This window comes from Neolewinella sp. (assembly GCF_965214665.1).
Taxonomy (GTDB): domain Bacteria; phylum Bacteroidota; class Bacteroidia; order Chitinophagales; family Saprospiraceae; genus Neolewinella.
The window spans coordinates 1,344,196-1,362,058 of the sequence record NZ_OZ243970.1 but is presented as its reverse complement, the minus strand read 5'-3'; the positions used below and the strand labels follow the sequence as shown (position 1 = coordinate 1,362,058).

At 59.9% G+C, this 17,863-nt stretch carries 11 protein-coding genes; 5 read left to right on the top strand and 6 right to left on the bottom strand.

Annotated features, from left to right (window positions below; genetic code table 11):
• The first annotated feature begins 1 nt into the window (after position 1).
• From ACOOHD_RS06065 to ACOOHD_RS06050, 4 genes are all read left to right on the top strand, one after another.
• Positions 2-3,163 (top strand): DUF1553 domain-containing protein, encoded by a 3,162-nt coding sequence (locus ACOOHD_RS06065; protein WP_420460679.1) that lies wholly within the window; start codon positions 2-4, stop codon positions 3,161-3,163.
• 12 nt (positions 3,164-3,175) lie between these two features.
• Complete coding sequence (locus ACOOHD_RS06060) at positions 3,176-3,535, top strand: CoA-binding protein (protein ID WP_420460678.1); 360 nt, start codon at positions 3,176-3,178, stop codon at positions 3,533-3,535.
• Positions 3,536-3,612: 77 nt separating this feature from the next.
• Positions 3,613-5,889 carry a glycogen debranching protein GlgX gene (glgX, locus tag ACOOHD_RS06055; protein ID WP_420460677.1) on the top strand — a complete coding sequence of 759 codons (2,277 nt, stop codon included), beginning with the start codon at positions 3,613-3,615 and terminating at the stop codon, positions 5,887-5,889.
• Between the two features lie 15 nt (positions 5,890-5,904).
• On the top strand, positions 5,905-6,393 hold the full coding sequence (locus ACOOHD_RS06050; RefSeq protein ID WP_420460676.1) for a phosphoribosyltransferase family protein: 489 nt from the start codon (positions 5,905-5,907) through the stop codon (positions 6,391-6,393).
• A 3-nt stretch (positions 6,394-6,396) separates the two neighbouring features.
• Here the strand turns inward: ACOOHD_RS06050 and ACOOHD_RS06045 are convergent, their stop codons facing one another.
• From ACOOHD_RS06045 to ACOOHD_RS06030, 4 genes are read right to left on the bottom strand one after another with little or no spacing between them, the layout of a single operon-like run.
• Positions 6,397-8,883 carry a TonB-dependent receptor family protein gene (locus tag ACOOHD_RS06045; RefSeq protein ID WP_420460675.1) on the bottom strand — a complete coding sequence of 829 codons (2,487 nt, stop codon included), beginning with the start codon at positions 8,881-8,883 and terminating at the stop codon, positions 6,397-6,399.
• Positions 8,873-10,270, bottom strand: coding sequence for an HTTM domain-containing protein (locus ACOOHD_RS06040; protein ID WP_420460674.1), 1,398 nt, complete (start codon positions 10,268-10,270; stop codon positions 8,873-8,875). Before ACOOHD_RS06040 ends, ACOOHD_RS06045 begins: the two co-directional genes overlap by 11 nt.
• Positions 10,254-11,279 carry an imelysin family protein gene (locus ACOOHD_RS06035; RefSeq protein WP_420460673.1) on the bottom strand — a complete coding sequence of 342 codons (1,026 nt, stop codon included), beginning with the start codon at positions 11,277-11,279 and terminating at the stop codon, positions 10,254-10,256. Before ACOOHD_RS06035 ends, ACOOHD_RS06040 begins: the two co-directional genes overlap by 17 nt.
• An 8-nt stretch (positions 11,280-11,287) precedes the next feature.
• Entirely contained in the window at positions 11,288-12,508 is a 1,221-nt protein-coding gene (locus tag ACOOHD_RS06030; RefSeq protein WP_420460672.1) for a DUF4856 domain-containing protein, read from the bottom strand.
• 244 nt (positions 12,509-12,752) lie between these two features.
• On the opposite strand from ACOOHD_RS06030, the gene ACOOHD_RS06025 reads away from it, so the two are divergent.
• Positions 12,753-16,253: a pyruvate carboxylase gene (locus tag ACOOHD_RS06025; RefSeq protein WP_420460671.1), complete on the top strand. Its 3,501-nt coding sequence runs from the start codon at positions 12,753-12,755 to the stop codon at positions 16,251-16,253.
• Positions 16,254-16,319: 66 nt separating this feature from the next.
• On the opposite strand, the gene ACOOHD_RS06020 is transcribed toward ACOOHD_RS06025, so the two are convergent.
• Both ACOOHD_RS06020 and ACOOHD_RS06015 read right to left on the bottom strand, forming a co-directional pair.
• On the bottom strand, positions 16,320-16,853 hold the full coding sequence (locus ACOOHD_RS06020) for an AAA family ATPase (RefSeq protein WP_420460670.1): 534 nt from the start codon (positions 16,851-16,853) through the stop codon (positions 16,320-16,322).
• 6 nt (positions 16,854-16,859) lie between these two features.
• Complete coding sequence (locus ACOOHD_RS06015; RefSeq protein WP_420460669.1) at positions 16,860-17,816, bottom strand: SPFH domain-containing protein; 957 nt, start codon at positions 17,814-17,816, stop codon at positions 16,860-16,862.
• Between the last annotated feature and the right edge of the window lie 47 nt (positions 17,817-17,863).

Sequence of the window (17,863 nt, the reverse complement as noted above, 5' to 3'; positions counted from 1 at the left end):
TATGCGCTACATCTCTCTTTTAGGCCTGCTTGGATTGCTTTGCTCCTGTGGCCCTGACCTTCCCCAGGGCGTTGCCCTCGCATACGAAGGGCTGCCGCAGCGGGTTGACTTCAACCAGCATATCCGTCCCATCCTCAGCGACCGCTGCTACTCGTGTCACGGACCCGATGCGGCGGCGCGGCAGGCGGGTTTGCGGCTTGATCGTAAGGACGACCTGTTCGTCGAACTAACCCAGACGGGTCGGACCCCCGTGGTACCGGGTAAGCCGGGACAGAGCGAGCTGGTGCACCGCATTCTTTCCGACGACCCCGCCGTCATGATGCCTACCCCGGAAAGTCACCTTGCGCTCAACGACAAGGAGAAGGCCCTGCTCGTACGGTGGATCGAGGACGGTGCCACCTGGAAGGACCACTGGGCTTTCTTACCAATTGAGGACCCCGCCGTACCCGCTGACCCGGCTGGCTATCCGGCAGCGGCTACCCCAGTAGACAACTTCATCAACGCCCGGCTTTCCGAGGAGCACCTCGCAGCTGCCGGCCCCGCCCAGCCGGAGGTGCTCCTACGCCGGCTCTACCTGGATCTCACCGGCCTGCCCCCCTCGCTGGAGGAGCTGGACGAGTGGCTCGCCGACCCGAGTGAGGAGGCCTACCGGGCCAGGGTCGAGGAGTTGCTACAGACCGATGCCTACGCCGAGCGGATGACCATGGAGTGGCTCGACGTAGCCCGCTATGCAGACAGCCACGGCCTGCACGCCGACGGCCTGCGTACCAGTTGGCCCTACCGCGACTGGGTCATTGCCGCCTTCAAGCGTAATCTTCCCTACGACGACTTTATCCGCTGGCAATTGGCCGGTGACCTGATTGACGAGCCCACACAGGAGTCTCGCCTCGCAACGGCCTTTCTGCGCATGAACCCCATGACCTCGGAAGGGGGAGCTATCGCCGAGGAGTTCCGGCTGGGCTACGTCTTCGATCGAGTCAACACCGTCTCTACCGGACTGCTGGGTCTGACCATGGAGTGCTCCCGCTGTCACGACCACAAGTTTGACCCCCTGAGTCAGGAGGAGTACTATAGCTTTTCAGCCTTCTTCAATACGATCGAGGAGCTCGGCATGACGGCCAATGACGGGGACTTCGGTCCGCTGTTGGTAATCTCCGACGATAAGACAAATCAGCTCCTCCAGGAGATCGGCCAGGAGATCGAAGCCCTGGATCGGGAGCGCTCCCAACTCTCCCCTACCGCTGCGGAGCTCGCTGACTTTGCCAGCGACTTAGAGTCCCGGGGCCGCCCGGATATGTTTCTACCCTTTGAGCGCTTGGAGAAGGAACGACTTGACAACCTGGGCACCACGGCCGGGGAATTCAAACTGGGCCAGAATGAGGAGCGGGGTACAGTGGGGGTATTTGATGACGCGTACGATCTGGTTAATCTGGGCGAGGCGGGGAGCATCCACGTCAACGAAACGGTGGCCGCGACCGCCTGGGTCAATACCAGCAAGCGGGAAGGGGGAAAAGAGCAGACCTTGCTTTCTACCAGCGGCAATAAGGAAGACAGCTGGCGCGGCATTGACTTTTTCCTGGACGATGAGAACCACCTGGTCATCAGTTTGTCCCATCAGCTGCCCGACGATTTGATTAAGGTAAGGACCCTCGATACGCTGCGGCGGGGTGTATGGTACCAGGTAGGATTCAGCTACGATGGTAGCGGCCGCGCAAGTGGTACCACCCTTTACCTGAACGGCGATCTGGCGGCGCAGGAGGTCCTGTTTGATGGACTCACCGGCACGTTTATGCCCCCACGCTGTGATGATTGGGAAGACTGTGAAACGCGCGAGATGTGGGTGGGCCGGTCGCACCGCGTCTATACCGGAGATAACGCGATCTTTCAGGGCCTACTCGATGACCTAAGGATATACTACCGGACCGTATCCCCGGCCGAGGTGGCCCAGGAGTACGGCCGCGAGCCGAGCCGCGACGGCGTCAACCGTCAGCGATTGCACCAGCTCCCCGCCTACCGCCAGCTTACGGGGCGGCTGCGCGAGTTGCAGGCCAAACGGGAGCCCTATACCGATACCGTCCCCTCCCTGATGGTGATGGCCGAATCCCGCCACCCCCGTAAAACACACGTGCTCCTGCGGGGTGCCTACGATATGCCGGGTAAGGAGGTCGGGCTCAGTACACCGGCCAGTATACTCCCCTGGTCGCAGGAGTACCAGCAGAATCGCGCCGGCCTGGCCGACTGGCTGCTTTCGCCCGAGAACCCCCTGCCCAGCCGGGTGATCGTCAACCGGTACTGGCAACTGTTTTTCGGGCAGGGAATCGTCACCACGCCCCACGACTTCGGCAGCCAGGGTAGTCTGCCTACTCACCCGCTCCTACTTGACTACCTGGCTAGTCGCTTACAGGACGACTGGGACCTGCGCCAGCTCATCCGCAGCATTGTACTCTCCGATACTTACCGCCGTAGCAGTACGCCGACGGACGAACAGTTGCAGGCGGACCCCGATAACCTCCTACTGGCCCGGGGTGCCCGCCATCGCCTACAGGCGGAGATGATTCGCGACAATGCCCTGGCGGCGAGTGGTTTGCTTAACCCAGTCGTAGGGGGGCAGAGCGTCAAGCCCTACCAGCCGAAGGGCCTGTGGTTCGAAAAGCTCAACTTCAGCCAGGCCCTACTGCACTACGTACCCGACCACGGGGATAAGCTCTACCGGCGCAGCATGTACACCTTTATTCGACGCACCTCACCGCCGCCCTTCATGACCACCTTCGATGCCGGTAGCCGCGACATCTGCCTGGTGAAACGCTCCGAGACTAATACGCCGCTACAGGCCCTGAACCTGCTCAATGACCCTCAGTTCGTGGAGGCCGCGCGGGTACTCGCTCAGCGGGTACAGGAGGAAGCCGGGGGCGAGCCCGACCAGCAGCTACGATTGGCCTACCGACTGGTCACCGGCCGCAGGGCCGAGGAGGCGGAGCTGGCCGTACTCGACGATCTTTACACGGAGGAGCTAGCTCGTTTCCAGGGGGATCGGGAGGCGGCCGAGGGCCTGCTTGCCGTAGGTGAATACGCCCAGTCTTCTCACAATGCGGCCCATACGGCCGCCCTTACTTCGGTCACTAATATGCTGTTCAGTACCGATGCAGCCTACGTAAAGTATTAACTACTCAACACGGTGAAAACTACCCTTATCCTTGGTGCCACCACCAACCCGGACCGCTACGCCTACATCGCCGCCGAACGGCTCGCCCGCCAGGGGCACGTCATCATTCCCTTAGGAGTTAAGCAGGGGCGTGTACAGGGCCAGGAGATCTTGAATGGCAAGCCGGACGTACCGGAGGTTGATACCGTAACCCTTTACCTAGGCCCCCGGCACCAACCGGAATACTACGACTGGCTACTGCGGGTAGCGCCCCGACGCATCATTTTCAACCCCGGTACGGAGAACGCGGAGTTGATGCGGCTAGCCCGTGCGAATGGCATCGAGGTAGTAGCCGCCTGCACCCTAGTCATGCTGGCGGCAGGAAGTTATTAGGTGAGGGTATTGAACGGCTTGGGCCGGGCTCGGTTAGGATAGTTCACTACGCAGCTATCGCTGCGGAAACCTGCCCTATGACAACGGATCAACTAATCACTAAGCAGCAAGAGACAAAACCCTACGGTAAATTTAAGGACATCGAGGTCTGGCCCGGTCGGCCTTACCCCCTGGGCGCTACCTGGTCTTCCGCCGGCGTGAACTTCGCAGTGTTCAGCGAGCACGCCACCCAGATCGATTTGTGCCTGTTTCGTCGCGAATCGCCCAATAAGGAGGCTTACCGAATTCAGCTGATGGAACAGACCGATCAAGTGTGGCACTGTTTTGTACCCCACCTGGAGACCGGCTGGCGCTACGGCTACCGCACTCACGGGGAGTGGAACCCGCACCACGGCAATCTATTCAACCCGAATAAGCTACTGATCGACCCTTATACTAAGGCCATCGACGGTACCATCGACTGGGATCCCGCCGTCTTTCCGTACCCCATTGAAAGCAGCGACCCCGACCGTTACCTCACCATGGACGAGGCGGACTCCGCCCCCTTCATCACCAAGGGTGTAATTATTGATACTTCCTACGACTGGGAGGGCGATACGCTCCTGGAGACCCCCATGCACGATACGGTCATCTACGAGATGCACGTGAAGGGCCTCACCGAGCAGCACCCGGAAATCCCTCAGGAGCTACGCGGTACCTACGCCGGGCTGGCCCACCCAGTCACCATCGAGTACCTAAAGAACCTAGGGATCACCGCGGTGGAGCTAATGCCCGTACACCACTTCGTGCAGGACAGCCACCTGGTAGATAAGGGCCTGCGCAACTACTGGGGCTACAACTCCCAGAGCTTCTTCGCTCCCCACGCCGACTACGCCGCCGCCGGAAGGGCCGGCAACCAGGTCAATGAGTTCAAGGATATGGTCAAGGCCCTACATAAGGCCGGACTAGAAGTGATCCTCGATGTGGTCTATAACCATACCGCCGAGGGCAACCACTACGGCCCCATGCTGGGCATGAAGGGACTGGATAATCAGGCGTACTACCGGCTGGTGGAGGACGATAAGCAGTTCTACATGGACTACACCGGTACGGGAAACACCGTCAACATGGTCCATATTCGCCCCCTCCAGCTGGTGATGGACAGTCTGCGCTACTGGGTCACGGAAATGCACGTCGATGGATTCCGCTTCGATTTAGCGAGTGCGCTGGCGCGCGGACTCTACGAGGTGGGCAAACTGAGCACCTTCCTCGATACCATTCACCAGGACCCCATCATCAGCCAGGTCAAACTCATTGCCGAGCCCTGGGACGTTGGCCCGGGTGGCTACCAGGTGGGCGGCTTTCCGGTACTCTGGAGCGAATGGAACGGCAAGTACCGCGATAGCGTACGCGAGTTCTGGAAGGGCGACAGCAGCGGCGTGGCCGACCTGGCCTACCGTCTTACCGGCAGCAGCGACCTGTATGAGCTCAGCGGCCGCCGGCCCATGGCCAGCATCAACTTCGTGACGGCCCACGACGGTTTCACGCTGCGCGATCTGTACAGCTACAACGAAAAACACAACGAAGCCAACGGCGAGAATAACCGCGACGGCGAGACCCACAACAACAGCTGGAATTGCGGCGTAGAGGGACCTACCGACGACCCCGAGATCAATCGTCTGCGCCTGCGCATGCAGCGTAATCAGCTGGCCACTCTGCTGTTGAGCCAGGGGGTACCGATGCTCTCCATGGGCGACGAGTACGGCCGTACGCAAAGCGGCAACAACAATGCCTACTGCCAGGATAACGAGATCAGCTGGTTTGACTGGGAGTGGACCGAGGAACAGACCGCCCTGCACGAGTTTACCCGTACCCTGATCGAGCTACGCCGGGAGAATCCTGTCTTCCACCGCCGCCGTTTCTTCAACGGGCAGAAGGTGACCGAAAAAAGCATCGGCGACATCCTCTGGCTAAACCCCACCGGCCACGAAATGACCGCCGAAAACTGGGCCGATCCCAACCAACGCAGCATCGGTATGATCCTTAACGGGGAGGGGATGGACGAGTACGACGAACGCGGCCGCCGCATCAAGGACGATATCTTCCTACTCATCCTCAACGGGTACTGGGAGAGCGTAGACTTCACCCTGCCGGGGGTCAAGGAATACACCCGCTGGGAGCTGCTGATGGATACCCACACCAGCGAGGTACCCGTCGATAAGCTGTTTCTCGCCGACGATACCTTCTCCCTCGGTGCCCGCAGCATGTATGTCTTCCGCCTACAACTGCGCAAGGCCAATCAGACCCCGGAGGGCAAACGAAAGGTCACGATCGTGGATCAGGTGCGTAAATTGCTGCAAATGATCCAGGAATAAGACCCCCCTAACGCCATGCAGTTACTCACCCATGCGCAAATCAACGCCAAGGTCACCCGCCTCGCGATGGAAATCCTGGAGCACAATACGCAAGAACGCGAGCTCTACATCCTCGGCATCAACAACCGGGGAATGGAACTCGCCCGGCGACTGATGGACGAGCTGACCGGTCTTTCCGATTCGCCCCTCTACCTCTGGAATCTGCGCATCGACCCCCGTAACCCCCTCGGTAGCGGCGCTACCCTCGATCATGATGTCAAGGAGCTCGCCGGCAAACCCATCCTACTGGTTGACGACGTGGCCAACACCGGCCGCACCCTCTTCTACGCCCTGGCCCCCCTGCAACAGGTGCTACCCAAAAAGATAGAAGTAGCCGTCCTGGTGGATCGCCGCCACAAGGCCTGGCCCATCTACGTCACCTACAGCGGCCTCGTCCTCTCCACCACCATCGGTGATAACATCCTCGTCGAGTTCGGCGAGCAGGATGTTGCGGTGCTAGAATAGGCGCTATAGCTTCACCCCCACGGTGAGATAAAACGTCCGCCCCGCACTAGGAATGATCCCCGGCCCCGGATACCCCGTAGCCCGCCGCGTGAAGTACATCGCATCCAACAGGTTGTTGATCCCGGCCTCCGCCGTCCACCGCCGGTACCGGTAGCTTAGACTTAGATCAGCCACCCCGTAGGCAGGAATGCTGCCCACGATTCCACTCTGGTTATCGCTGTGGTCCTGCTCCGCATTACTCGCATCGGTAAACTGCCGCGAGAGATAGCTAAACTGTAGTGACCCCAGTAGGTCGCCGTAGCCAAAGCGCAGCCCGGTCTTTAGGTTCAGGCGGGGGATGAACTCCACCTCACGGCCAGCTACCCCTGGCGTAGCCGAGCTTGTGTAGCGCGAATCCGTCACGCTCGTATTGGCGAACGCAGTCAGGGTATAGGGTACCTCACGGTCGGATACCGCATCGAGCGCCCGGTATTCGATCAAAGACTCCAGGCCATACAGAAAGGCGGCGCCAATATTGCCGCGCAGTCGCACGATACGTCCGGTCTCTACCTCCTCCCCGTCTGCGTTGGTGCGTACCTCGGGGGTGAGGACCTCGCCCAGCCGATTGCCGTAACGAAGGGCAAACACGTTGGCATTATACGACCACCGCAACCTGCGCCCCCGCACGCCTACATCGGCCGTGTATCCCCGCTCGTCACGAATATTCGGGTCGACCTGAAAGCTTGGATTCACGGTACGGATGTCGTTGAAGGTCACCGACCGGTAGTTCTCACTGAGGTTGGCGAAGAACTCCAGTTGCTCACTGCGGCGGTAACTCAGGCCTACGCCGAGCAACAAGAGATTGCGCAGAAATTCCCGATCGTCCGTAAAGCGGTCGTCACGAATGGCGTTGCCAGCCAGGTCGAAATCAAAACGACGGTAGCTGCCCTCGGAGGCCGTACGGATGTACTCGAATCGGGCCCCGGGCGTCACGCTGAGCCGGTCGCTGAGGTAGAAAATATGCTCGCCGAATACAGCTAGGTTGCGGTTCGGGAATACGAAGTCCGACTGATTCGGGTAACTCGGAAAGCGGTCGGTCGCCAGGCTGAAATCTGCGTCACTGCCCGCCGTACCCGGTCCTTGCACCGCGGAATTCTGGGCCCGGTAATACTTCATCCCAATCAGGGCAATCGCCTCCCGGCCAGCGAGTTGGTAGCGCTTTAGTAGACGAGCTTCCGCGCCGTAATTGCGAAACTTACCGATCAGTAGATCGCGGGGAGCCTCGGTATCATCCACCTGACTCACCCGGTTAGTCCGAAAACCCACCGCCCGGCGGGAGGCGTCTAATCCGAAGGCATTGACACTCAGCGTAGCCTGATCACCGAATTTATGCGCTAGGCGCAGACTGAATAGTTGCCAGTCCACCGCAAACCAATTGCGCGCCCGGTTACTGGTATAGGGATCGCGGTAGAACTGCGCATCGGTGAGTCCGCCGGCCTGCTGTGCTAGGTAGTCCTGATGGGTGTACTCCAAACTAATCCTAGTATCAGCCGAGAACGCAGGTGCAACATCGAGGTGCAGGAAAGCCGTATGGGAGTCGAAGCCCGAGTGCGGGCGGAAGCCATCCCCCCGTTTGTAGTTGTAGAAGCCGTAGTAGCCCAGGGGGCCCAGTTGCCCGCTCAGACTATTGAAGGAGGTGAATAGCGCGTTGGAGCCTACGGTCTGCCGGCTTACGAGCTCGCTTTTTTTCGCCCGATTCGGCTCACGAAACACGAAGTTGACTAGGCCCCCGAACTGGGTGCCGTACTGTAGACTAGCCGCCCCCCGTACCACCTCGATGCGGGCCAGGGCCTCGGCCGGCGGGGTGTAGTAGCTCTCGGGGTAGCCCAGTACGTCGGCGCTGATATCGTAGCCGTTCTGCCGGGTATTGAAGCTGGCCGTGCGGTTGGGATCCAGGCCGCGGCCGCCAATGTTGAGCTGCAGTCCGGCATCGTCGTTTTCGTAGATGTTAAGTCCCGAAACCTCGCCGTAGATCTGTCTGGCCTGATTGGTTGCTAGGTTGACGGTGAGCGCGTCGAGGGCGACTACCTCCGTTTTGCGGCCGGCGTAGATGGCCGTGCCCTCTACCGCGCGTAATCGGGTCAGCGCCTCGCGGCGACGGGCCTCGGCGGTGACGAGTACGGAGCTAAGCGCTAGACTCAGGGGGCGAAGCGTGATGCGACGCGGACCTTCCCCCTGGCCGAGTTGCAACTGCTCGCTGTTGAGGCCCGGGGCGAAGACGGTCAGGGTAAGGGTGTCCACCCCGGCGGGAAAGCTCAGCGTTGCCGTTCCAGTAGGACCGGTCGTAGTGATCCTAGCGGTTTCGGCAGCAAAGATTTCTGCTTCGGGAAGCGGGGCGCCACTCGTGTCCACTACCGTTAGCACTACGGTCGACTGGGCGGATAGTATGCCCGCTAAGAGCGCCACCCATACCAAAAAGATCCGACTTACGCTGATGCCCCTACAGTCCATAAATTGTATCGTTGAACGGCATAAGCCACTGGGTGACGGGGGTATCGGTGTCCACTGCCGCTAGGTCGATCACGGGATCGACGTACCGCTGACTCAGCCGTCCGTTTAGGGCTACGTAGCTGTCGACATACACCGCCGGATCGGTAAAGCCCCGCTGCCGGTAATGATCCGCCAAATGGTGAGCGTACTGTAGTAGGAAATCCGGCTGCGTAGCCATCTGCTTCTCCTGGAAAACGGTCAGGAAGTTCCGATTATCGACCACCACCCGCCGCGCACTGGCCTGGTCCTGCACCGTAAAGGTGGCCACCCCCGCTTTTTCCATCAGCATCACCCGCCAGGAAAAGCGGTAGCCTGCCTCGGTCCAGAAGAGCTCGCCGGGGTGGAGTAGGTAGCGGAAGGGGAAGATGAGGTGCAAAATGAGCATCCCAGTTATTGCTACGAACTGTATTTTCCCAATTCCCCCGTCGGACGGCCTCCCCCCGTCGGACGGCCTCCCCCCGTCGGACGGCCTCCCCCCGTCGGACGGCCTCCCCCCGTCGGACGGCCTCCCCCCGTCGGACGGCCTCCCCCCGTCGGACGGCCAGAGGCGACCAATCCGCGCCAACCCCCCTACAATCCGATCGTGCACCTCCGGCCCAAAGAAGATCAACGCACTCACTATCATGATGTATGGAAACATACCAATGGGGAATAACACCCACGTCAGCACGTGGAACACCACTACGAGCACAAAAGCCAGTACCCGCGTAGGCCGCCACCAGAGCAGAAAGGGAATTGCCAGATCGTAGGCCGCCCCCCCCCAGGCAAAGGCATAATGCACCCAACGTTGCTGTAGCAGATCGCCCAGCAGGGGCACAGAATACTTCGCCGGTAGCCAGATCGCCAGCGGCTGAGCTTCCAGAAGCCAGTCCGAATTCAGCTTCGCGAGGCCGGCGTAGAAGTACACGACCGCTACGAACACCTGTAGCACACGGATGTAACTACGATCAACCTTGCATCCCCGCGCCCCCGCCCAACCTGCCGGTATGGGGATGAAGCAAAGTAATAGGGAAAGTAGGCTAATAAAGTAGTAATGATTGAGATAGGTGGTCTTATCTATCAGCTCGATGTAGGTGAAGCTGAGGAAGAAGGTGCCCATCGCCAGCCGGTAGCGGTAGCCGATCGTGATGCAAAAAGCCGCCAGGCCCGCCACGATAAAAAGCGCGTAGGTAAACTGCCCCGGCGGACGCACCCACTCAAAGTACCGGTAGGAAAAGTGAAAGTCGGGCTGCAGGTAGAGCTTATCGATCCAACCGTACGCCCAGAAGCGGACGATACTCAGCAGCATCATCAGGCCGAAGCCGGTGCGGAAGACGACCAAGGGGCTGGCGCTAGTCTCCGTCCGCATCCACGAAGTCTACGTTGATACCCAGCGCCTGTAGCATATCTACCTTGATCAGAACGACATTGGCCTGCAGCGCATCGTATAGTTGCAGCATGGCGGTATGGTCGGTGCGTACCTGGGTGGCGAAATTCGCATCGAGCCCAGTTGCCCGTTCGCGAGCGGTACGAAACTGTGCCCGGATGCGGCTACTCAGCAGCTCCCCGTCGCGGCGTACCTCGAGCGCATCGAGGTAGGCGGCCAGACTAGGATCGGAGGAGAAAAAGTCATCCGCAGCATCCAGTGCCTCCAAAAACAGGGCCTTACTCAGCCCGCCGTGGTAGGGGGCCTCCGCGCGGTCGGGTAGGGGTGTGCTGCCAAAAATGCCGGCGGGGATACCCACCTTTCCCGCGCGTAGGTTACGCTCGTACCATTCGAGCCAGACGTTTACGGTGCGGTCCACCGAGGCCGTGGCACTGTTGCCACTACTAGCTACGTAGGTGTCGCGGTAGCCCCCGGTCCAGGCTGCCTCTGCGGCGGCGGACAGCTCCACGATACGGGCGGTCAGGCGAGACAGCTCGGTAGCAAAGCGGGCGGGGTCGCCGGTGCCGTATAAATAAAAGTCGAGCGCCGGAAAGCCCTGGACGTCGACGTTGGACGGTAGCGTTAGATCGTCATTTGCCTGCCCAAGTAGCCGCGCGGTGTCGGTGGGATAAACGTTAATCTGCTCGCGTAGCCGCAGCTCCTGCCCCGGGCCTACCATGAGGGGGCTTAGCCGCTGCCAGCTCAGGTAGGCAGTTTCGAATTCCCCCCGTGCCACGGTCAGCGTAGTGGCAGAGGGTGCCGCAGCGTAGGCGGCAACGGAAGCATCCAGCGCGCGGGCCGCCGCGGTAAAGTCCTGGTAAGCAGGCACGATGAGGTTATCGGCCCAGTGGGCGAGCATCGCACCACGGTCGAAGGTGGCCTTTTCTTCCGTGGGCTCGTCGCTGGCGCAGGCCAGCAGTAAGAAGGGTAGGAGGTAAAGCAGACGGGGCATAGGCGGGGCTAGTTAGCGGCGGCGGAAAAGGAAAAACCGAAGCGGGAGGCGATCTCTTCGCCCAGTGCACGGATGCCGGCGGGATCGACTCCCCAAAAACCGTCGGCGGGATCGGTGTACAGGCGATCGAGTAGGCCGAGTACCTCCTGTCGCGTAAAGTAGGGCGCACCGGTAGCGGGGTCCTGCGTGAACTGTAAGCTGTACACGAAGCCATAGGCCTCACTCAGGGCATGGAAGGAAGACTGGGGCCCGGTAGCGGATTCCAGGGCATCGGCACCCCGCGCTAAGTAGAAGGTACCACGCACGGCAATCACCTTGCTAAGTTGGGCCTGCAAAATGTCGGCCTGAGCATCGCGCTCGGCGAAGTCACCGGCCACAATCGCTGCGCGGCCCCGCAGAAAAGCCCGGAAGACCGTCTCGGCGATCCCGGCAAAGTCGGCGTCGCGGTCTACCTGCCCGAGGTACTCGTTCAGGAAGCTGTCGTCTTCACCTACGGTAGCCAGCGGACTGGCCGCATCCGGCGAGGCCCCGAACACGTAGCCATAGGCCTCATCCCATTTATGCTCCATGGTAGTGTAGGCCTGCCCGTCTTCCGGGGTGGCGGCCACCTGGTCCTCCCGATTTCGGCCCTCGTCGAGTACGCTGGCGCTTAGGTAATTGTTAATCGCCTGGTCGAGCATCAGTGCTCCGATCAGTGATTTAGCGAAGGCCTGATTGTACTCCAAGCCCCCGGCATTAACGTAGCGGGTACTAGTGCCGTCGGCGATTTGACCGGCTTGTCCGGCCTGCGCCAGCGTATTCCAGGCCGGAAACACCTCGGTTACCTGCCGGCTTAGGTGGCCCTCAAGGGTACTGCGAATGGCGGCGGCATCCGTGGCGTTAGCCGTGAAGTAGTCCGCGCTGGCCGCCACCTTACTACGGATCGACTTATCGGAAGCGTTCAGCGTATCGATCGAGAAAGGAGCCACGTCCTCCCCATTCGGTCCCTCGTTGCGGAACATGGCCAACAGCTCGGCCTCCTTGCGGGCGGTGTCGCGGAGTGCAGCTACCAATTCTTCGGCCATCGCGATGCGTGTGGACTGTCCGTCAAAAGAAACCGTCGATTGTCCGCCGCGACTGAAGGAATAACTATCGGGCACCTCCACGATGGGAGCTAGCACGTCATCGTCGTCTTTACAGCCGGTGAGCAGGAGGGTGAATACCACCACGGGGATAATGGAACGAACCATAGTAAACTACTTATCTATACTGAATCTTAATAAGCGCAAATGTAGGGTGGCATACTGTGATCGTCCAAGCAGAAGCACGCCTATTTTTATTTTGTCTAAATAAAATTAATCTGCGGTTAACGCGGAGCGGGGGCGCAGGTGCAAGCAGTGCACGAGGTCCCATCGTACTTCCCCAAAAACTTGGTCCTCCCGTTCCCTCGCTTCCTAATTATCTTCCGCCCAACCCACGTACCTCCCCCACGCTATGCTTGCCCAGGACAAAAGACGGTTTAAGAAAATCCTCGTTGCCAACCGCGGTGAAATCGCCATTCGCGTACTACGCGCCGCCAGCGAACTACAGATGCGCACGGTAGCGATCTATACCTACGAGGACCGCTACAGCCTGCACCGCTATAAGGCCGATGAGAGCTACCAGATCGGGCCGGACGACGAGCCGCTGCGGCCCTACATCGACATCAGAGCGATCATCAAACTGGCGCAGGACAAGAAAGTAGACGCCATCCATCCGGGGTACGGCTTTCTGTCGGAGAACGTCGATTTTGCCCGCGCCTGCCTGGCCGCCGGCATCGAGTTCGTCGGTCCCTCGCCCGACAGCATGGACCAGCTTGGCGACAAGGTGGCCGCCAAGGAGCTGGCAAAGCGGGTGGGCGTGCCGCTCATTCAGGACAGTGACAAGAACATCGGTGATCCGGCCGTAGCCGCCAGTGAGGCCGCCCGTATCGGTTACCCGGTCATCATCAAGGCCGCGGCGGGGGGCGGGGGACGCGGGATGCGCGTCGTTCGTGACGAAGCCCAGCTACGCACCGAGGTGGTAGATGCCAGCAGCGAGGCCGAAAAGGCCTTCGGAAACGGTACGATTTTCCTCGAAAAATTTATCGAGAACCCACGCCACATCGAGGTACAACTTCTGGGCGATCGGCACGGCAACCTGGTCCACCTCTTCGAGCGGGACTGCTCGGTACAGCGGCGGTTTCAGAAGGTGGTGGAGGTGGCCCCCGCCCCCAATCTTTCCCAGGAGACGAAGGATAAGCTCTACCACTACGCCCTCCAGCTCGGCGAGGCCGTCAATTATTACTGTGCGGGCACGGTGGAGTTTCTCGTCGATCAGGACGAGTCGATCTACTTCATTGAGGTCAATCCCCGTATCCAGGTGGAGCATACGATTACGGAGGAGATTACGGGCATTGACCTGGTACGCACCCAGTTTCTGGTCACTATGGGCTATCCCCTCGATCACCCTACTATATTCATCAAGGACCAGGCCGACATCCAGGCCAATGGTTTTGCCATTCAGTGCCGGGTGACCACCGAGGACCCAGCTAACAACTTCAAGCCCGACTATGGTACCCTGATCGCCTACCGCTCGGCCAGTGGTATGGGCATCCGACTCGATGCCGGCTCGGCCTTTCCCGGGGCTATTATCTCGCCCTACTTCGATAGTCTACTGGTCAAGGTCACCGGGACCGGACGTACCCTCAAGGGCGCGGCCGAACGCCTCCACCGTGCCCTGCGGGAGTTCCGCGTCCGCGGGGTCAAGACTAATATCGGCTTCCTGCTCAATCTGCTCGAAAACGAGGATTTTCAGGAGGGTAAGGCTACCGTGCGCTTTATCCCGGACCATCCGGAACTGATGGAACTGCGCGGCTTCCGCGACCGGGGCACCCGCCTGCTGAGGTACGTGGCAGACGTAATTGTTAACTCCAACCCCGACGTGAAGTACGTCGACACCAGCCGCACCTTCCTCAAGCCCGTGGTACCCGCCTACGACGTCTACGCCGACATCCCCACGGGGAGTCGGGACCGGCTACAGGAGCTCGGTCGTGAGGGTTTCATCGACTGGCTCAAGCAGGAAAAGCGCATCCAGTACACCGATACAACCTACCGCGACGCTCACCAGAGCCTGCTGGCTACCCGCATGCGTATGATTGACATGCTTAATGTGTCGCGCAGCTACGCCGTCAACCAGCCCGCCGATCTGTTCAGTATGGAGGTATGGGGTGGAGCTACCTTCGACGTAGCCCTCCGCTTTCTAAAGGAGGACCCCTGGCGGCGGCTGCGTAAGCTGCGGACGGCGATTCCCAACACCATTTTCCAGATGCTCCTGCGGGGGAGCAATGCCGTGGGTTATAAGGCCTATCCGGACAACCTCATCGTGAAGTTCATCGAGGAGGCCGCCCGCGGCTCCATGCGCTACGATGCCGACGGAGAGGAAGCAGGCTACGCCGGGGGCATCGACCTCTTCCGCATTTTCGACTCCCTGAACTGGGTGAAGAATATGGAAGTTAGTATCCGCACCGTGCGCGAGAATACCGATAGTCTCGCCGAAGCCTGCATCTGCTACTCCGGGGACCTCACGAACCCCCGGGAGGCGAAATTCACCCTACAGTACTACCTCGATCTGGCTAAGCGGCTAGAAAGCACCGGTGCTCACCTGCTCGCGATCAAGGACATGGCCGGCCTGCTCAAACCCCTGGCGGCCACCGAGCTCATCACCGCACTGCGCGAGACGGTTGACCTACCCATCCACCTCCACACCCACGACACGAGCGGCATCCAGAGTGCTACCTACCTGGAGGCCATCAATGCGGGCGTCGATATCGTGGACGTAGCTATCAATAGCCTTAGCGGCCTCACCTCCCAACCCGGCTACAACAGCATCGCCGCCATGATGCAGGGCCACGAGCGTGAGAACCCCGTCAATCTGCCCCTACTCAATGAGTACGCCGACTACTGGGAGACCGTGCGCAGCTACTACTATCCCTTCGAGACGGAGCTACGCGCCGGCACGGCTACGATCTACGACACCGAGATTCCCGGCGGACAGTACTCCAACCTCCGCCCCCAGGTCCGCGGACTCGGACTCGAGGACCAGTTTAGCACCATCCGCAAAAACTACGCCGCGGCCAACGAGCTCTTCGGTAACCTCGTCAAGGTGACCCCCAGCTCGAAGGTAGTCGGTGACATGGCTATGTTTATGACCAGCAATGGGCTGACGGCCGAGGACGTCCGGCAGCGAGGGGACAAGCTCGATTTTCCCGATAGTGTCAAAAGTCTGATGCGCGGCGACCTCGGACAGATCGAGGGCGGGTTCGATCAGCAGGTCCAGCAGCTGGTGCTCAAGGGGGAGGAGCCCTATACGGACCGGCCCAATGCCCACCTCGACCCCATCGACTTCGCCGCCGCCGCCGCCCGCTTCCAGGAGGAATTTGGGGAGGAGCCTACCATGATGGATGTACTGAGCTACGAACTTTACCCCCGGGTGTACGCCGACTACAAGTCCTTTCAGAACGACTACGGGCAGGTGGCCAACATTCCTACCCTGGCCTTCTTCTATGGCCTCAAGCCCAATGAGGAGATCCTGGTCCGCCTGAGCGCCGGCAAGCGTATCACCATCAAGTACCTCAACATGACCATGCCCGACGAGCTGGGCAACCGGCTGGTCTTTTTCAGTCTTAACGGACAGACGCGCAGCGTGACCGTCCGCGACCGGCAGATCGACAGCAAGGTGAAGGCTAACGTAAAGGCCGGCGGGGAGAACGAGGTGGGTAGTCCGCTACAGGGTAACCTAAGCCGGATCCTGGTTAAGATGGGCGACGAGGTCGCGGCCGGTGACCCCCTGTTCGTCATCGAGGCGATGAAGATGGAATCGACAATTACTAGTCCGGTTGCCGGAGAGGTGACGCTGCTACCCCTAAAGGAGAAGACGCTGGTGGAAGCGAATGATTTGGTGGTCAGGATCGGCTAGTAAGTGGTGTTAACCTCTACGTAGCAAGGTCGAGTGGCCTGCGGCCGAAGTAGAACAAACTTCCTGCTATACATGCTCGGGCCGGAGGCCGCTCGACCTTTGAATCTCGAGCCATTCGTTGACGTAAGTTACCGCTTGCTCGATTCGATATTCGGCCCGCACCACCCCTGCATTCGGCAACAGCTCTCGATACCGCGCAAATAACCCCCACCTAGCCCCCCCCTCCGGATGCTCCCGCATGGGGTCATACGTCCAGGGCAGGTCGGGTGCACAGAGAAGGGTAAGATCGTACGGCACCACCTTACAGGCCGACAGTACACTCGCAGCGCACCGCCCGTACTTGACTTTCGACCATATGCGGATGACTTCCGGGCCGGTGTCGCAAATGATAAAAGAGGCGCCACTGCTGCGAGCAGTATACTCCGCCCGCTGCTGGGCTTCCCAGATGAGTGGTAGATCGTGTTCCTGGTAGGGCCTACCGAGTTCTGCTAGGTATGGTCTAGCCTGCTCGGCGACCAACCACCCATCGAGGCTCCAGGCGAGTGCCTGCGCCAGGGTCGTTTTCCCGCTGCTCTCGGGACCCGTAATCCGAATCGTCAATTACAATTACCGCTCCAGCTTGATCTTCTCGCGTTGCTTCTCCGCCTTAAGCTTATCGCTAGCGGCCTTCATTTCCTCACCCATCTGCTGGCTGGCTACGAAACTGGCCGTCATATTAGCGAGCATATCGGAGCCAGCGGTAGGGGCATTGGGTAGCATGATCAGATTCGAGTTCACGTTCTCGCCCATGCTCTGTAGCGTATCATAGTGCTGGGTGACCACAATCAATGCCGAGGCCTCCTGGCTGTTGATGCCTACGCTGTTGAGAATGTCGACGGACTCTTCGAGTCCTTTAGCAATCTCGCGGCGCTGGTCGGCAATACCCTGACCCTGTAGTCGCTTCGACTCGGCCTCGGCACGGGCCTTAGCTACGATGCGAATGCGATCTGCCTCACCCTCGTACTCGGCGGCCAGCTTTTCGCGCTCCGCGGCATTAATGCGGTTCATGGCCACCTTCACCGTGGCGTCGGGGTCGATGTCGGTCACCAGGGCCTTTACGATATTGAAGCCGTAGTTCTTCATCGCGTCCTGCAGCTCGATCTTGATGGCATTGGCGATGTCGTCCTTACGCTCAAAGACGTCGTCGAGCTTCATCTTCGGCACCTCGGCGCGTACCACGTCGAAAATGTAGGAGTTGATCTGTTCGTAGGGATTGTCCAGCTTATAGAACGCATCGTAGACACTATCGGCACCAACGGCGAACTGCACGCCGACCTTTAGTTTGACGAATACGTTGTCTTTCGTCTTGGTTTCTACGTTAACGTCTAGTTGCTGTACCTTCAGGCTCACCTTGCCGGCTACGTTATCTACAAAGGGCACCTTAAAGTGAAAGCCCGGCCCCCGGATAGCCTGGAAACGGCCCAGACGCTCCAGTACCGCCGAGCTCTGTTGCTTGACGGTGAAGAAGCTGCCGGTGATGACCAGGAGCAGCAGGATAAGGGGAAGAATTACTATGAGTTCCATGGATAGAATTTACGGTAAGATAACGGAATAAACCACAGGCGGTTGTA